Source organism: Vibrio sp. ES.051 (assembly GCF_002563795.1).
In the GTDB taxonomy this organism is placed as follows: Bacteria; Pseudomonadota; Gammaproteobacteria; order Enterobacterales; family Vibrionaceae; genus Vibrio.
On sequence record NZ_PDJL01000004.1, the window covers coordinates 417234 to 435345 of the forward strand.

Consider the following 18112-nt stretch of genomic DNA (forward strand, 5'->3'; position numbering starts at 1 on the left):
CTATTATGGAATTAACAACAACTGTAACCGAGCTACGTTACGCACTCGACACCTTTTTCTTTCTGATTTCCGGGGCGTTAGTGATGTGGATGGCCGCCGGTTTTGCCATGCTTGAAGCGGGGCTGGTGCGCTCAAAAAACACAACAGAAATTCTTACGAAGAACATCTGTTTGTACGCCATCGCATGTACGATGTTTTTACTCGTTGGTTACAACATCATGTATGTCGATAATGGTGAAGGAGGTTGGTTACCTTCATTTGGTGCGTTGATTGGGACACAGGGAGAAGGCGCGGATCACTCACTTGAATCGGACTTCTTCTTCCAAGTGGTATTCGTCGCAACCGCAATGTCAGTGGTTTCAGGCGCTGTTGCTGAACGTATGAAACTTTGGTCGTTTTTGGTCTTCTCGGTCATTTTGACTGCGTTTATTTATCCAATGGAAGGTTATTGGACATGGGGCGGCGGTTTTTTAGCAGAAGCAGGGTTTAGTGATTTTGCTGGCTCAGGTATTGTGCATATGGCAGGCGCTTCAGCTGCGTTAGCGGGGGTGCTACTGCTTGGCGCGCGTAAAGGCAAGTACGGCAAAAATGGGGAAATCTACCCGATTCCTGGCTCTAACATGCCGTTAGCAACGCTGGGTACGTTCATTCTTTGGTTTGGTTGGTTCGGCTTCAATGGGGGCTCTCAATTGATGGTTTCGGACTTTGAAAACGCGACAGCGGTGGGGCAAATTTTCCTAAATACCAACGCAGCGGCGGCGGCAGGTTCGATTGCAGCGTTATTCGTATGTAAGACGATGTGGGGCAAGGCGGACTTAACGATGGTTCTGAACGGTGCGTTAGCGGGGTTGGTTGCAATTACAGCGGATCCGCTATCACCATCACCGCTGTATGCAGTTGCCATTGGTGCGGTATCTGGTGCAGTGGTTGTATTTAGTATCATCGGTCTAGATAAACTTAAAATTGATGATCCAGTGGGGGCGATTTCAGTGCACGGTGTCTGTGGTTTCTTTGGTCTAATGGTGGTGCCACTAAGTAATGGTGATGCTACGTTTGGTGCGCAGTTGCTTGGTGCGGTCGTTATCTTTGCTTGGGTATTCGGTGCGAGCTTAGCGGTTTGGGCGATTTTGAAAGCGACGGTTGGTATCCGCGTAACCGAAGACGAAGAGATGGAGGGAATGGATATGCACGACTGTGGTGTGGATGCTTACCCAGAATTTGTCACGGTAAAATAATAAATAAATAGTGACAAAGTCCTAAAAAACCTGCTTCGATGAGCGGGTTTTTTTATTATTTATTGTTGTCTTCTTATTGAACATGCATATAATAACACAACTGATAAACATTATCATTAGCATGAAATGGGATTGAACAATGAAAAAACTGCTAACTCTTTCAGCATTAGCTTGCGCAACCTTGTCACCAGCAGCAATGGCTGCTGAAGAAGTGAACGTCTACTCTTACCGACAACCTTTCTTAGTTGAACCAATGTTCAATGAGTTCACTAAAGAAACTGGCATTAAAGTAAACGTAAAATTTGCTAAAAAAGGCTTAGCAGAAAAGCTGGCTCAAGAAGGTGAGTACAGCCCTGCTGACATTATTCTGACGACGGATGTCAGCCGTCTAGCTGAACTAACGAATAAAGGTTTGGTTCAGGAAGTAGATAGCAAAATCATTGAAGAAAACGTCCCAGCTCAATATCAAGATAAAGGCAACGAGTGGTTTGCTCTGACCCTGCGTTCTCGTAGCGTGTACTCTTCACGTGACCGTGTAGGCAAACTGGGTGCAGACTTCAACTATGCTGACCTAGCGAAACCTGAATTCAAAGGAAAAATCTGTACTCGCAGCGGTAAACACCCGTACAACGTTTCTCTAGTTTCTGCCATGATCGCTCATAATGGTGAAGCGGAAACAAAAGAGTGGCTAGAAGGTGTTAAAGCCAATCTAGCTCGTAAGCCACAAGGTAACGATCGCGCGCAAGTGAAAGCGATTAAAGAAGGCTTATGTGATGTTTCTCTAGGTAACAGTTACTATCTCGGTAAAATGGTTAATGACAAAGAGCAAAAAGCGTGGGCTGACGCGGTTTACATTAACTTCCCTAACCAAGAGACAACAGGTACTCACGTGAATATTTCTGGTATGGCGATGGCGAAGTACTCGCCAAACAAAGAAAATGCTGTACAGCTAATGGAATTCCTAACAGGCAATAAAGCGCAGCAAATGTATGCCGAAGTGAACTACGAGTACCCGGTGAAAGAAGGCGTTAAGCGTTCTGAGCTTGTCGAGTCTTGGGGAGATTTCAAAGCGGATACGATTTCTCTCGATGAGATCGCTGCGCATCATGAAGTGGCAATTAAGCTACTAGACGAAGTCAAATTTGACCTTTAATTCCTTATGGGGGTATAACTGTACTCCCATTTAATTAAAGGGTATGAGATGTATTTGCAACTGCATTTGTATTTCATATAGCCTTGCAGTAATTAGGCAATGAAAGATAAACACTCTTTATGGAAAACCAGTAGCGGGGTAATCACCCTATTACTGGTTTTGCCGATCTTAGCGATTTTCTACACCGCTATTGGTGAAACGGATGACTTGTTTGCACACTTGATGGCAACGGTCATGCCGACCTATATATTTAACACGGTTGCGCTGACTCTCGGCGTGATGGTGCTTTCTTTAATTCTTGGTATCCCAAGCGCTTGGGTGATGGCGATGTGCAAGATCCCGACCGAAAAGTGGTTACAATGGGCTCTGGTATTGCCACTCGCGATGCCGGGTTACATTATCGGATACATTTTTACCGACTGGTTTGATTTTGCTGGGCCTATCCAGATCTTTTTACGTGATATCACGGGGTGGGGGCCAGGAGAATATTGGTTCCCAGATATTCGTACGCTGCCAGGCGCGACGTTCGTTCTGTCGTTGGTGTTATACCCTTACGTATATTTGCTGTGCCGTGCTGCGTTTATGGAACAAAATGTCTCTTTGTTGCAAAGTGCGCGTTTGCTTAAGTGCTCGCCATGGGAGAGCTTTTGGCGAATTTCGATGCCGCTAGTTCGTCCTTCTATTGCGGTGGGGTTGTCACTGGTTGCAATGGAAACGATCGGTGATTTCGGCACGGTAAGTTACTTTGCCCTGAACACGTTAACGACAGCGGTTTACGATACGTGGCTTGGTTATTCGAATCTCAATGCGGCGGCAAAAATTTCTGCGATGATGCTAGTGATTGTGGTGCTTTTATTGAGTGCAGAGCGTTACAGTCGTCGCAAACAGAAACTTTTTCAAAGCCAGTTTAATAGCCATGCAGATTTTCGTTATGAGCTGACGGGGTGGAAAAAGTGGGTGGCTCTGATTTGGTGTTGGGGGTTGGTTGCCGTTGCGTTTATTTTGCCGTTACTGCAGCTGATCGATTACGCCATTACTTATTTTTCCCAGAGTTGGACGCCTGAGTTTCGTGCATACGCTTGGAACAGTTTAGTGGTGTCTGTCATTGCGGCTATTATTGGTGTTGCTGTGGCGCTTATTGTTAATTTTACTCATCGAGTCAATGGAAAACGAGGAAGCTTGGCGTTTATGCGTCTTTCGTCTATGGGTTATGCTGTGCCTGGTACCGTGCTTGCGATTGGTGTGATGGTTGCAGTATTGTTTATGGATCATCGAGTCAACGACTTTGCTAAAGCAATGGAGTGGGGACGACCTGGGCTGATTTTCTCTGGTTCGATGTTTGCTCTTATTTTCGCCATGGTGGTTCGTTTTTCAGCGGTCGCGATCGGTAGTATCGAAAGTAATTTAAACAAGATATCACCGTCTTTGGATATGGCGTCGCGCACGATGGGGTGTACGCCGAATGTGATGCTGTGGCGAGTCCACTTTCCATTGGTAAAACGAGGGGCCCTGATAGCGGCATTATTGGTGTTTATTGAGTCGATGAAAGAACTCAATGCCGCGTTGTTATTGCGTCCATTTAACTTTGAAACCCTGGCAACTTATGTATATAACTTTGCCTCGGATGAGCATTTAGAATTAGCCGCGTTGCCTGCGGTATTGTTGGTTCTTGTTGGGTTGATCCCGCTTGTTGTTGTTAACCGTTCACTGGAGCAAAATCACTGATGAGCTGCGCACTATCGATTAAAAACCTGACTTGCCAATATGACGATCAAACCGTGTTAGAGTCATTGTCGCTTGATGTAGAGCAAGGTCAAATTGTATGTCTATTAGGCGCTAGTGGTTGCGGGAAAACAACGTTGTTGAAAGCGGTTGCAGGTTTGTTGCCGTTAACTTCAGGACAAATGAGCTTAAATTGTCTTACGATCGATGATAGTGAAAATTGGTTGCCGCCAGAAGAGCGTAATATCGGCATGATATTTCAAGATTACGCGTTATTTCCTCACCTCACCGTCAACCAAAATATCGCTTTTGGTTTAAAGCATTATTCGACAAAAGATAAACAGGCTAAAGTTCAAGAAATGCTCGAATTAGTGCATTTACAAGGCTTTGGTGAGCGTTATCCGCATCAATTATCTGGTGGACAACAACAACGTGTCGCGATTGCTCGCTCGTTAGCCTATAGCCCCGATTTACTATTGCTTGATGAACCGTTTTCTAATATCGATACACAAGTGCGCCATGAGTTGATTGCTGAGATCCGTAAGATTTTTAAAGCGCAAGGGGTAACGGCCATTTTTGTTACACACAGCCGTGAAGAAGCGTTTGCTTTTGCTGATAAAATGGCAGTGATGAATAACGGTGCTATAGAGCAGTATGGGACAGCGTCAGAGCTGTACTATCAGCCATCGAGTAAGTTTGTGGCCGACTTTTTAGGCGGCGGTAGTTACCTTGAGGCAACGCGTATATCAGATTGTAAATATGAGACTCATCTTGGTGTTGTTGAGGCTACGGCACAGCAAGAGATTCCTGTTCAATCAGCGTGCTCTTTGTTATTGAGACCACAGCATGTGCAAATTCAATCAGATGAAGAGAGTTCGGTCATTGTGCTTGAGCAGCATTTTATGGGCGATCATTGTCGTTATGTCATTGACGCGAATGGTGATCGCTTATTAGCAACGGCATCGCAGGCATTGAATATTGGTGAGTCTGTCGCTGTAAAAATTGAAACCCAAGGCGTTCTGGCGTTCGCATAATCTGCTCACACGGTATTTTCAGGTTAAAATAAAAAAGCCCGGCAGTCATGCCGGGCAAGTGTTCCTCTCCCTTAGCGACAACGTTGGAAACCAAGTTGCAGCCAATGTGCACGAAGCGGGCACAAGGGCAGTTACAGAGACAAGAAGTCCTTAAACTGTTGAAGAACACGTTCTGCAGTGTCCTTATCTTGCATTTCTGCAAAAATACGTAGTAAAGGTTCAGTGCCTGAAAAACGAGCGATGATCCAGCCGCCATTCTTAAAGTACACTTTTGCGCCGTCGTCGTAGCTAACTTTATCAATCTCAAATTCGAATTCAGGCAAGTGCTTGTCGACATAAATCTTATTAAACAGCCTTTCCTTTTGCATCGGTTTGAATTTGCAATCGCCCTCTGCCATGTAGGCATAACCATATCTATCGTAGATTTCATCGAGCAACTCAGACAGTTTTTTACCCGAAACAGAAATCATCTCGACCAATAGACTTGAAGCGAAGACGCCATCTTTACCTTTGATATGACCACGGATAGTTAAGCCGCCAGAGCTTTCTCCACCGATCAGTGAATCATCGGCTTCCATTTGAGAGCTAATGTGTTTAAAGCCTACAGGAACTTCAAAGCATTTCTCGCCGTGATCTTCGGCCACTTTATCAAGCAGGTGAGTGGTGGCGATGTTACGAACGACAGAGCCTTTCCAGCCTTTGTATTCTAATAAGTAGTAGTACAGAAGAAGCAGGACTTCATTGGGATGAATAAAGTTACCTTTTTCATCAATGATCCCTAAGCGGTCTGCATCACCATCGGTACCAATACCGATATCGTAGCCTTGCTCCTTAACGAGGTGCATGAGGCGATAAAGTGTTGCGGCGCTTGGTGATGGCATCAAGCCGCCAAAGTCGGGGTTTTTACCATCATTAATCACGTCAACATCACAACGGCCATTGATCAATACCGTTTGGAGTGCGTTTTTCGCTACACCAAACATTGGGTCTACTAGGACGCGTAGATTGGCTTTTTTTATCGCCTCAATATCAATAAAGTTAATGATCGAGTCCACGAACTCGTTCATTGGGTTGATGATTTGGATCAGTTTGTCTTCAACTGCTTGGTCAAAGTCGACGCTCTTTACATCTTGTAGCGTCAGTATGGCAATTTGCGATTCAATTTTTTGTGTGATGATTTCATCGGCATCGCGGCCTCCCTCAATAAAGACTTTGATCCCGTTATAATCGGCTGGGTTATGTGATGCCGTGATGCAAGCAGAGTAAGCACAGCCCATTTCTTTTGCTTTGAACATCACGATAGGTGTAGGAACAAACTTATCAATAAAGCTGACAACAATGCCGTTTGCAGCCAGAACTTCAGCAAACCAACTTCCTGCTTTGTCTGAAAGGAAGCGACGGTCATAGCCAATCACGAAGCCGAGGTCGGCTACTGACTCTGTATTAATAATGTTAGCGACTGCTTGAGCAACTAAACGTACATTATCTTTGGTGAATTCTTCACCAATAAATGCACGCCAGCCGCCGGTACCAAATTTGATCATAATTCGAACCTCAATAAGGGCGATATGTCATCACACCTTACTTTTACTAGCGAACTGATGCACTTATTAGGTCAGCAATAAGTGCATCGAATAAATCACAGGGGAGCTCTCCCCCAAAGACGATTAACCTAAAGTCACGATAACTTCGTTTACCGATCCTTCTGTTTGAATCGGTACAGAAGAACCATGGATGGTTTCACCGTTAACCGTGATTGACTTCACCCCTTTACTGACGGACTCAGGGTTAACCACTTTGATGTTGTAAGTGGCACCTAACCATTGGCGAGTCACTTCAAACCCTGACCAGTTGGTTGGGATGCATGGATCGATAGTTAGACCATCGAAGCCCGTACGCACACCTAAAATGAAGTTAGTTACCGCGAAGTATGCCCAGCCAGATGTGCCCGTTAGCCATGGGTGGTTTGCGCGACCATGATCTTGGTGGTCACGACCCATAACGAATTGAACGTAGGAATACGGTTCTGCAATACGTTTCTCGATGATGTCGTTTTGGCGGTATGGGTTGAGCGCGTCATAGAACTTCATTGCGCGATCACCACGACCGAGCTTCGCTTCTGCGACCCATGCCCATGGGTTTGGGTGTGAGAAGATCGCGCCGTTCTCTTTCACGCCTTGGTAGACGCGAGTTACAAAGCCAATGTCATCGTTTGGGGTGGCAAATGAGGGCGAGTTTAGGTGCAGGCCATATTCAGAAAACAGATTTTTGTCGACTGCATCCATTGCTTTTTCACCACGTTCCTGAGAAACCGCACCGGATAGAACCGCGAGAGTGTTTGACTCAAGATGTACTCGGCCTTCTTTCTGCTGCGCCGTGCCGATCTTGTCACCATTCTTCGTTAGGCCACGGATGTACCAACCGCCTTCATCATCCCAAAGGTGTGTTTCACACGCCTCACGAACGTTCGCAGCCATTTCGGTGTATTTCTCAACATCGGCTTCTTTACCTAAATATTTCGCTAGGTCAATGAACTCTTGTAGTGCCCAGAAATGCAAAAATGACACCATCGAAGACTCACCACCACCGAGGTTCAGGCAGTCGTTCCAGTCCGCGCGCAGCCCTTTACAGATACCCGTTTGACCGACGTATTCCGCAGAGAAATCTAGCGCTGCTTTCATATGGTCATATACGCTCGCCTCGCCGCCATCGGCGTAAGGAATGACTTCGTCGAAGAAGTTGTGTTCGCCTGTTTCCATCACGTACTTACAGATGGTTGGAACTAGCCATAGGTGGTCATCAGAGCACGTATCTTCGATGCCGTGGATTTTATCTTCGTCAGACGGAGTCGGAACCACAGTTGGTGACTTAGATGGTTTAACATCAGCCTTTTCTGGGTCGAACCAATCAGGGTCGAAGAGGTGTAAACCGTAACCCGCTTTCACCTGACCACGTAAAAGATCCACGATACGTTTGCGTGTCATTGTAGGGTTGGCATGTGGGACTGAAATCGCATCTTGCGCAGTATCACGATAACCAAGGCCCGTACGACCGCCGACTTCAATGAAAGACGCAAAGCGAGACCAAACCACACAGGTTTCCGCTTGGTATAGAGTCCATGTGTTGATCATGGTGTCTAGACCTTCGTTTGGTGATGTCACTTGGAACTTAGCACAGCGCTCATCCCAGTGTGCTTTGATCCCCGCGAATGCGTTATCCACTTCTGCAAGATCTTGGTATTTAGCACGCAGGCGCTCGCCATTGTTTTTACCGATCCCTAGGATGTAAGCGAAGCGAACTTCTTCACCGGGCTGAATAGTGAATTGCTTATGCAGCGAACCACAGTGGTTGTAACAGGTTTGTGCGGTGTTAAAGCACTTACCTTGTTCTACAGCGAGTGGGTTTGCTTCGTCACGATATAGTCCTAAGAAACTATCACGTTGACCGTCGTATGAATCAGGGTCGAACGTTGAAGCTAAGTAGTAGAAGCCTTCAATGTCGTTAGTGTTGTAGTACAAATCGTACTCGATTACGCCTTCATTGTATGACGTTCCCGCAGAGTACAAAGACATCTGGTGGTTTTGATTGTCTGATTGAATGTGGCTGAAGGAAAACTCAACAAATGAGAATGCACTGATGGTACGTGGTTTGTCTGAGGTGTTTTTAATGACCACATCCCAAATTTCCGCGTCTTCACCCTTTGGTACGAATAACGTTTTGGTTGCCGTGATACCGCGGTATTCACATTTGAATGTTGAGTACGACAAACCATGACGAACTTCATAGTTAGCTTCATCTAGGCTTTTCGCGACTGGTTGCCATGAGATAGACCAGTAATCGCCCGTCTCATCATCACGTAAATACACGTAATGCCCTGGGCGATCAAAGGTCGCGTTGGGACGGAATTTAGTAACACGGTTGTATTCTGGAGAGTTGTAGAACGAGTAGCCACCTGCGTTATGCGAGATCACGGTACAAAATTTCTCCGTACCTAGGTAGTTAGTCCAAGGAGCAGGTACATCTGGACGAGTAATGACGTATTCACGATTCTCGTTATCGAAATAGCCGTATTTCATTATGTGTTTCCTTTTTACAAAGCTGCTTGGGCAGCCAAAATTTATAAATTCTTGAAAGCGCGTTATATCTGTATCTACTTTGTGTTATTTCCACGGTTTACGGTAATTCACTCCCTGCAAATCCAGCAGTGGAAGGTGTCCTTTCAAACGTGATAAATAGTCCGTCCAATCACGCTGTTGTTTGTCTGTCCAGCAGGCCTCTGCCATGGCGGTTAAGCGTGGAAAGATCATGTAGTCCATGCGAGATTGGTCGGTGATCATTTCGCACCACAGCGCGGCCTGAATACCCCAAATGCGTTTTCGGATAGGATCGTCGGCTAATACTTCAGCGAGTGGTTCGTAGTTGTAAGCTTTTTCTAGCGGTAACGGGTTAGCCCAATCCACACCAGGTTCTTCAGGCGCGTAGTCTTGCGTCATGTCTAAGTAGGTGGTTTGTGCTGGTTGCAGCACCACATCGAAGCCTTGGCGCGCGCAGTTCAAAGCCGCTTCTTCGCTTAGCCATGAATAGATCACGGTATCCTTGCTCACTTTGTCGCCATTTTGAGCTTCTTCCCAGCCGAGCATACGTTTACCTAACTTGCGTAATTTGTTTTCTGCGTGACGCAAGAAGTGTCCCTGTAGCTCTTTGTAGTCGCTGTAACCTTGTTGCTCCATTAGGGCTTGGCAAGCTGGGCTTTTCGACCAAACCCCGTTGGGTACTTCGTCTGCGCCAATATGGACATAAGGAGCAGGGAAGAGGGGCGCTATTTCTTCCAATACTTTGTCGATAAACTCATAACTACCCGCTAGAGCGGGGTTAATCACGTTGTCGTTGTAGTGCTGGATACTGCGATATTCTGTCGTGTCTTCGGCTTCTACCAATAAATGAGGCAGAGATTTGATGGCTGCGCGGCAATGACCCGGAATATCAATCTCGGGTATTACCGTAATCCCGCGCTGAGTGGCAAAAGCGACAACCTCTTTGACCTCTTCTTGAGTGTAAAACCCACCATAACGTTCAGATAGATGGGTATATTGAGGTTGTATCGTTTCATCTGGGCCACGCCACGCACCAATGTCGGTAAGTTGAGGCAATGATTTGATTTCAATACGCCAACCTTCATCATCGGTTAAGTGCCAGTGGAAAGTGTTAAATTTGTAGTGAGCCAACTGGTTGATGAGGCGCTTCACTTGCTCAACTGAGTGAAAATGACGCGCGCAGTCTAGCATCATGCCGCGGTAACGAAAGCGAGGTCTGTCTTTAATTGAACAGCAAACGACTTCCATTGAGTTGGGTTGTTCACCACGCTTAACCAGTTGTAGCAAGGTCGCACAAGCATGAATAAAGCCAGATGATGATCCCGCTTCAATCTTGATCGACTCTGAAACTTTTAGTTTGTATGCCCCTTCGTCTAAGGTTGGGTTACCCTTGAAAAAGATTTGATTATTGTTGGTAGAAGTCGGTTTAAACTGATGAATACGTTGTAATTCATCCAATAACCATTCTTTGGCTGAGTTCGCTAACTCGGAGTAAACAACAACCCCTGTTTTATCGCTAAAACGGAAGCTGTGGTCACTGGTTTCGATATGATTTGGTTTGGGGAGTAGCGGTTGTGCATGAGCGAGGCTAGCCGGTATTTCACTACGCTCACGGTATGGTGAGGCTAAGACAATCGGTGTGACATCAACTTGCGCTCGTTTCGGGTTACCGTTGGCGATAAAGTCGACCAATGCTTCATTAAAACCATCTGAGTAGTAACGGAATGGGTAAGATCCGATGCTAAACTCACAGTAAAAATGATGGTTTTCAGCCAAAACCATACCTTCTGGCTTTAGCGTACACAAGCTACCGGCCTGAGACAGTTGGCCGTTCGATACACTGTCTGGAAGAATGTAACGGTCGAAAGCAAAAGTCAGGCTCCAGTCATGAAGGTCCTGATCGCTTAAGTTGTGAAACGTCAGTCCAAAACGGCAGCTGTGCTTTTGTTCTGATAAGACGACAAGATCAACACGATATTCCATAATCACTCCTACTTAATAGCTACCGAGTAAAGGTTATGCTCAGGTTTTCCTGCGAACATAATAGCTCCTTCAATCGCGTCAAACTGTGGTTCTACAATCCATTGCTGAACGGGAGGCGATAGCCAGCGTACGATGCGCTCTGCAATGCTGCCCATTAAACAAATACGCGTGGCTCCACGCTTATTTAATGCCACAAGAAACATTTCTATATCTGCTGCAGTTTGCTTTAACATTGCAATCGCTAATACATCGCCTTGTTCTGCGTTTTGGAAAATCGCAGGGGAAAACTGACCATAATCACGAGGTAGTGCTTGTTTGGACCATGCCACCACGTTGTCGATGTCGTTTTCAAAGTGCGTCATTACCTGCTCTGTTAATGGTGTTTTTTCGCGAATGCCATCTTCCGCCAATAAGACTTGCTGAATGAGGCGCAGACCCATGATCGCACCGCCACCTTGGTCTGAGATTGGAAACTCTCGACCGCCGACAACGTGCTGTTTCAATCCTTTTAAGTAAATACCGCAAGAACCGGTTCCGGCTATCATAATTGCACCATCTTGACCATTGTGTGCGCCAATACATGCACCGTATGCATCAGTATTTAATGTCATGCTGGCAAAACGATGAGGAAGTGACATGAATGCTTGCCAAGATGCTTTGTGTTCTGCTCCAGCAAGCGCAAGCCCAACATGCATTGAGGCAAAGTCTTGTTCAGTTAATCCGCCTTGTTTGGCTGCTGAAGCAATACAATCACGAATAGAAGTCATGGCCACTTCTGCGCCGAGCATGATATTGGCGCTACCGCTTTTGGCTTCACCAATAAAATGGCCTTGCGCGTCTTTGATACGAGCACGACAAGAAGTCCCCCCACCATCAATACCGACAAAATACATCCCCATGATTACTGCTCCTTGAATTCTTCAGAGGTCGCTAAAGTTGACACGTGCTGAGCCTGACTCATGACGGCCAGTAAGTACCAAGCACCATGCGGGATCCATTGCTCCCCCCAGCGCCAGTTCTGTAGCATGTCATCTTTTTGTGCTGGTGGATTAAAGGCGATGTCTTCTTCATCTTCGAATCCACCAGTAATACCATTACACACCCCACCTTTGGCGTTGTAGAAACCGTATTGAGGAAGGTAGTCGGAATTGTTGCGGCCATGGCCATCGAGCATGCACATATCATAAGGGTTTAAACCGACAATCCAGTTGATAGCGTTTTGAGCCAGTTGAGACAGCTGTTGTTTTAACGAATCAGACGTTAGATATGGCTGAGCAATGTAAGCCATGGTTGCCAATGAACCTAGACGTGCGTTTTCCCCTTGCCACCAGTAACCGGACTCGTTGTTATGTGCGACAAAGAAGGCATCACGTTTTGCTTCATTTACCCCTTTGACATACTGACGAGGATAACCAAATGGGTTTGTGACTTTATTGGTGATCGCCACTTCGAATGAACACGCTTGAGTGACGACTTGTGTTACTGATTCGACGAAGGAAGAATCATCTTCAATGGCGAGGTATTCACATAAGGCGATCACTGGTAATCCTGCTTCTGCTGCATGGAAGTAAGGTCGACTCCCATCATTGTTCGCTGACCAAAAATGTTGAATGTGTTTATCGCTAGTTTGACGAACCGTTAGACGAGTTGCCCATAAACGACTCTCTTCTAAGTAGCGAGTTTCCTTGGTGGTTTTAAACAGTTCTACACTGGCAAGTAGTGCACAGTATTCATCAATGATATTTTCTTCGCCGTCATTTAAATATTGCGTATTATGTTCTTTTAAATGCCAATAGCCGTTCTCTGCAGCATTGCGGTAGCTTTGTTGATCATATTCACCTTTCACATCAAGTCGTGATGCAGCCGCAAGTGCTGCGATAGCGACGCCGCCACCTTGCCTAAAGCCGGCTTGATAATCATCGAACTTGTGGCCGAGTTGAGTTTCGTAGGCGCAAATTTCACGTTGAGTGGTATCTTTACTCCATTTATCAAAAACGGTCATATAAAAGAAACCTTGCTCGTTTTGCATGCGAACTAGGAAGTCAGCGCCGAAAAGGGCTTCTTCGATAAGACGTGTTCGCGTAAATGCAGCGATTTCTTCACTATTTTCGAGTAAAGAAAGGCCCTTCAACATATTCCAAACCACCATGGGGATTTGTTGAGGATTTAAGTAATTGGCATAGGATAAATGGCTGAGATATTTGCTGACATCTCCAGATGCGTCATACCAACCGCCATGGGCATCCACGGTTTGGTTAGAGTTTAATAATGGCGCTTGACGGTCTTGTTGATCAAAAATGCCGCCACAACGTTGAGATTTAAAATAGTGGATCACGTCTGACAAGGTGCGATCCAGTAGAATATGTTGACGGATCTCAAAATGAGAGGAGCAGACGTGGTCAAAACGAAGGTAGTAACTGCCTGGAGTGGTAAAAGACGAAAAATCGATCAGATAGAAATAGCCTTGATGCCAGTTTGCCACCCTACCTTGCTCCTCGACTGCTAGTGTCGCAACAACTTGTTGGCTATCAGCACAGACCAATAAAGCCGTAGTAGAAGTTAAATGTGGCTGGTTAGTCTGGATAATTGCTGTCTTAGGGCCCAGACGTTCATAACCAATGTGGTTAGTCAGTAGCAGCATTCAATGTCTCCGGGAAGCTATAAAATAGGGGGTCAGGCTAAACCTGACCCTAGTTATGATTAATCTTCAAACAAGTAACAGCGAACAAAGTGGTTCTCTGATAGTTGAGTAATGCCCGGTAAGTGCTCTCGACACTTGTCTGTTGCGTGCACGCAGCGGCCAGCAAAAGGACAACCGACGGAATCAGGCGTCCAGAGAGGAATTTCTCCTTTATTGCCTTTCAGTTTCTCGTGGATCGATTTGGATGGATCGGGCACCGCTGAAACGAGCAATTGAGTGTATGGATGTTGCGGAGCGTGGATGATTTCTTCTGTATCACCCCATTCCACCATATGCCCTACATACATAACCGCGAGATCTTCGGCGATGTAACGTGCTGTCGCGATATCGTGAGTGATGTAAAGTAGAGACATCTGTTTCTCAAACTTCATCTCTTCCATCAGGTTGAGGACACCAGCACGAATGGAAACATCAAGCATTGAAGTTGGCTCATCCGCTAAAACAACTTCTGCGCCGACTGCGATGTTACGTGCTAAGTTCACACGTTGACGTTGACCACCGGAAAGCTGGTGAGGGAATTTTTGAGCGGTTTCTTTTGGTGGAATAAGGCCCACTTGCTCCAGCAGGTCGTATACACGCTCTTCCAATTCTTTCTTGCTGCCCTGGGCTACCTTTTTGTGGATAAGCAGTGGGCGTGCAATGTGGTGAAAGATATTGTGCGTTGGGTTTAGTGAACCGAACGGATCTTGCCATACCATTTGTACGCCTTCGCGGTACGTAATTAAATCCTGCCGGGAGGTGATAGCTTGGATATCACGCCCTTTATACTCGATCACGCCGTCGGTAGGTGCATACATTTTGGCAATCATTTTTGCAGTCGTAGACTTTCCTGAGCCCGACTCACCGACTACCGCTAAACCGCGGCTTTTGTGCATCTTGAATGATACGTCGTTGATCGCGCGCATTTTGGACTGCTTGATCGAATTGCTATTTAAAGGAAAGTCTTTAACGACATTTTTACCCTCAATCAGCAGTTCGCCGAGTTGTTTGCTCATAATTCTCTCCAATGTAATTTTGTTCTTACTAGGGTTACTTTTTGTCGTTAAACCTTAGTTTGAGCAATAGTTTCGCCGTACAAATGGCAATTTGAAAAACGACCAGGTTCAATTTGACGCAGCTGAGTTGGTATTTTGGTACAAGCTTCGTGAACACGGTCACAGCGAGCTTGGAAGCGGCAACCTTGAGGGATTTCTAATAAGTTCAAAGGGTTGCCTGGGATACCAGTTAACTTGGTTTTTGGACCTGTTAATGGAGGAAAAGAGCTACCCAAACCTTTGGTATAAGGGTGGTAAGGACTTTCCAAAATTTGTTTCGAAGGTGCGACCTCAATCAGTTCACCCGAGTACATGATGCCGATACGATCTGAGAACTCGACCATAAGTGATAAGTCATGAGTAATGAAAAGGATCGAGAAACCGAACTCTTCTTTCAGTGCATAAATTTTTTGTAGAATTTCGCGTTGCACTACCACATCTAATGCGGTAGTTGGCTCATCCATGATGATCATTTTTGGATTCAATGCTAGAGCGATAGCAATCACCAAACGTTGACGCATACCACCAGAAAACTGGTGAGGGTAGTCGTTCAAGCGGCTAGGATGAATGTCAACAATTTCCAACAACCCTTCTGCACGCCTTTTGGCTTGATCGCGAGTCATATTGGTGTGGCGCATGATGACGTCGCAAAACTGTTCTTCTATATTAAGAACTGGATTCAGTGCGTTCATGGCACTTTGAAATACCATCGACATTTCACTCCAGCGGAATGATTGCATACGAGCGTCACTGTAATTGATTATGTCTTCGCCATTGAAGATAACCTCACCACCAGTAATAAATGCTGGCGGCTTGTGAAGACGCATGAGCGAGAACGCAACGGTTGACTTACCGCAGCCTGACTCACCAGCCAAACCAAAGACCTCTCCAGGCGCAATGTCAAAGCTAACGTTATTACAGGCGCGGACGTCACCCGCATCTGTGATGTAATCTACGCATAGGTTACGGATAGAAATTAGTGGTGCAGTCATGATTATTTATCTCCGCTCCATAGTGCATTTTGCGGTGCCATGTCAGGCGTACGCTCTTTCTTATCTTTTTGTGCCAGCTTCTTCCAGCGCTTCATCCCTTTGTGAGAGCGAAGTTGAGGGTTGGCAATCTCGTCAACTGCAAAGTTCAGAAGAGCAAGACCTGTCACCAATAGCGTTAAGGCAATACAAGGTGCTAATACTTCCCACCATGCGCCAATAAGCATGGCCGATGAGGTTTGTACGTTGTAAAGCATGATGCCCCAACTGATGGTGTTGGCATCGCCTAATCCCAAGAATGAGATAACGGCTTCAGTATTGATTGCCAACATGACAGAGCCGATGAAACTTGCTCCGACGATTGGAATTAAGTTCGGCAAAATCTCGACAAAGATAATGCGGAATGAAGATTCGCCTAGTACCTCTGCGGCCTTTACGAACTCTTTCTCGCGCAGTGCCATGGTTTGAGAGCGGACAACCCGTGCGCCCCATGCCCAAGAGGTACCTGCGATGATTAATGCAATGGTGAGCGGACCTGCTTCCCCAATAAACGCAGCCAGAACGAACAGTAAGGGGTATTGTGGAATCACCAGCATAATGTTCATTGCGGCACTTAAGATGTCATCGACACGACCACCGAAGTAACCTGCAGAGATACCGATAACCGTTGCAAGAAAACAAACGATGATACCTGCGCCAAAGCCAACACCGAGCGATACGCGAGCGCCATAAGCAACTTGTGACCAGATATCGCGGCCCATACGACTAGTGCCTAATATGTGGTCTGCTTTTTTAGACATAAGAAGACTACGACGATCATCCGCAAGATTATTCGCTACCCACCCATCTGGGTTGTTTTGTGCTTGATTTACAACAAAACTAGGGTATTCATGTGGATTACCCGTTCGTTTGTCGGGAGCATGTTTGGTGATTAAAGGAGCTGCAATAGCAACGAAAATAAAGATGGTAACAATGGCTAGGCCGATTCGAGCGAACGCGTTACCTAAAATAAGTTTGAATAGTTCTTTCATGATTATTTGCCTCCCGTACGTAGGCGAGGGTCTAGAATCATGTACAGCATGTCTGCCATCAAGTTGAAGCACAGCATGAACATTGTCATGATAATTAACTGACCTTGTAGTACTTGGTAGTCACGAGCGTGGATAGCGTTCAACAGAACCGTACCTAATCCTGGGTAGTTGAAAATCATTTCAATGATTAACTGACCACCGATGGCCATACCTAAAGACATAGATAGTGCGGTGACGCTTGGTAGCAATGCGTTACGTGCGGCGTAGTTGAAGACTACTCGGTTTTCACTTAGCCCTTTCCCCTTTGCCATCGTGATATAGTCTTCTGCGAGAAGGTTGATCATATTGTTACGCATATTGACTAGGAAGCCACCGATTTGAACAATGGTTGCACAGAAAAGAGGCAACACCGCGTGGTAGCCTACGTTCCTAATGAACTCCCAGTTTGTCCAATCTGGAATTGTGCCCGGGGTGTAAGCGTAACCTGATGGGAACCATTTCAAGCCGATTGAAAAAGTAAAAAGTGCTAGCATAGCAATAACCATTTGCGGAACCGCTTGAATGATTAACGTGCCAGGCGTCACGAAAGCATCATATTTGCTGCCACGTTTCCATGCGGCAAAAATGCCCAGTACTGACGCGATTGAGAAAGAAAGCACAACCGCAGTACCGGCTAGGAATAGTGACCAGCCAAACGCACTGCCCAATAGAGTATTAACTGAAAGCGGGTAGAACTGGATAGAAGTACCTAACTCCCAGCTGAGGATGTTTTTTATGTACGACAAGTACTGGATGTAAATTGGTCCATCAACGAAACCTAGCAGTTCTTTCATTGCTGCGATTCGCTCTGGCGTCACCTGTACGGACGCATTAGCAAACATCATGGTAACTGGGTCACCAGGCATTGCTCGCGGAATAATAAAGTTTAACGTCGCTGCAACTAAGAGCGCGACAAGATAGAACGACAAACGTCTTAAAAAATAACCCATAACTCACACCTTACTCACCCAGATTTTCCCTGTTACTGGTTTCAGGTCGCTCCTAGCGAAATTTAGAGCGAAAAATCCCCTGACGACGAGCGCCATGTATTGGTTTCGTTACAAGGGATTTTGTAGGCGGCACAAGGGATATGTGCC

General features: G+C 46.0%; 13 protein-coding genes. 4 read left to right on the forward strand and 9 right to left on the reverse strand.

Features of this window, described 5'->3' with window-relative positions; genetic code table 11:
- Positions 1-5: 5 nt before the first annotated feature.
- The 4 genes from ATG66_RS08370 to ATG66_RS08385 all read left to right on the forward strand — a co-directional run bounded on the left by ATG66_RS08370 (position 6) and on the right by ATG66_RS08385 (position 5144).
- Positions 6-1235, forward strand: coding sequence for an ammonium transporter (locus ATG66_RS08370; protein ID WP_098414864.1), 1230 nt, complete (start codon positions 6-8; stop codon positions 1233-1235).
- Between the two features lie 139 nt (positions 1236-1374).
- Entirely contained in the window at positions 1375-2388 is a 1014-nt protein-coding gene (locus tag ATG66_RS08375) for a Fe(3+) ABC transporter substrate-binding protein (RefSeq protein ID WP_098414865.1), read from the forward strand.
- Between the two features lie 99 nt (positions 2389-2487).
- Positions 2488-4113, forward strand: coding sequence for an ABC transporter permease (locus ATG66_RS08380; RefSeq protein ID WP_098414866.1), 1626 nt, complete (start codon positions 2488-2490; stop codon positions 4111-4113).
- On the forward strand, positions 4113-5144 hold the full coding sequence (locus tag ATG66_RS08385; RefSeq protein ID WP_098414867.1) for an ABC transporter ATP-binding protein: 1032 nt from the start codon (positions 4113-4115) through the stop codon (positions 5142-5144). Before ATG66_RS08380 ends, ATG66_RS08385 begins: the two co-directional genes overlap by 1 nt.
- 131 nt (positions 5145-5275) lie before the next feature.
- Here the strand turns inward: ATG66_RS08385 and ATG66_RS08390 are convergent, their stop codons facing one another.
- The 9 genes from ATG66_RS08390 to ATG66_RS08430 all read right to left on the reverse strand — a co-directional run bounded on the left by ATG66_RS08390 (position 5276) and on the right by ATG66_RS08430 (position 17965).
- Entirely contained in the window at positions 5276-6688 is a 1413-nt protein-coding gene (locus ATG66_RS08390) for a phosphoglucomutase/phosphomannomutase family protein (protein WP_098414868.1), read from the reverse strand.
- Between the two features lie 123 nt (positions 6689-6811).
- Complete coding sequence (locus tag ATG66_RS08395; RefSeq protein ID WP_098414869.1) at positions 6812-9220, reverse strand: GH36-type glycosyl hydrolase domain-containing protein; 2409 nt, start codon at positions 9218-9220, stop codon at positions 6812-6814.
- Between the two features lie 84 nt (positions 9221-9304).
- Complete coding sequence (locus ATG66_RS08400) at positions 9305-11221, reverse strand: beta-N-acetylhexosaminidase (protein ID WP_098414870.1); 1917 nt, start codon at positions 11219-11221, stop codon at positions 9305-9307.
- An 8-nt stretch (positions 11222-11229) separates the two neighbouring features.
- Entirely contained in the window at positions 11230-12120 is an 891-nt protein-coding gene (locus ATG66_RS08405) for an N-acetylglucosamine kinase (RefSeq protein WP_098414871.1), read from the reverse strand.
- Between the two features lie 2 nt (positions 12121-12122).
- Positions 12123-13862 (reverse strand): glycoside hydrolase family 9 protein, encoded by a 1740-nt coding sequence (locus tag ATG66_RS08410; protein ID WP_098414872.1) that lies wholly within the window; start codon positions 13860-13862, stop codon positions 12123-12125.
- Between the two features lie 59 nt (positions 13863-13921).
- Positions 13922-14917 carry an ABC transporter ATP-binding protein gene (locus ATG66_RS08415; RefSeq protein WP_098414873.1) on the reverse strand — a complete coding sequence of 332 codons (996 nt, stop codon included), beginning with the start codon at positions 14915-14917 and terminating at the stop codon, positions 13922-13924.
- Positions 14918-14964: 47 nt separating this feature from the next.
- Positions 14965-15948 (reverse strand): ABC transporter ATP-binding protein, encoded by a 984-nt coding sequence (locus tag ATG66_RS08420; RefSeq protein WP_098414874.1) that lies wholly within the window; start codon positions 15946-15948, stop codon positions 14965-14967.
- Between the two features lie 2 nt (positions 15949-15950).
- Positions 15951-16976 carry an ABC transporter permease gene (locus tag ATG66_RS08425; RefSeq protein WP_098414875.1) on the reverse strand — a complete coding sequence of 342 codons (1026 nt, stop codon included), beginning with the start codon at positions 16974-16976 and terminating at the stop codon, positions 15951-15953.
- Positions 16977-16978: 2 nt separating this feature from the next.
- Positions 16979-17965, reverse strand: a complete 987-nt coding sequence (locus ATG66_RS08430) for an ABC transporter permease (RefSeq protein WP_098414876.1) — start codon at positions 17963-17965, stop codon at positions 16979-16981.
- Positions 17966-18112: the final 147 nt, after the last annotated feature.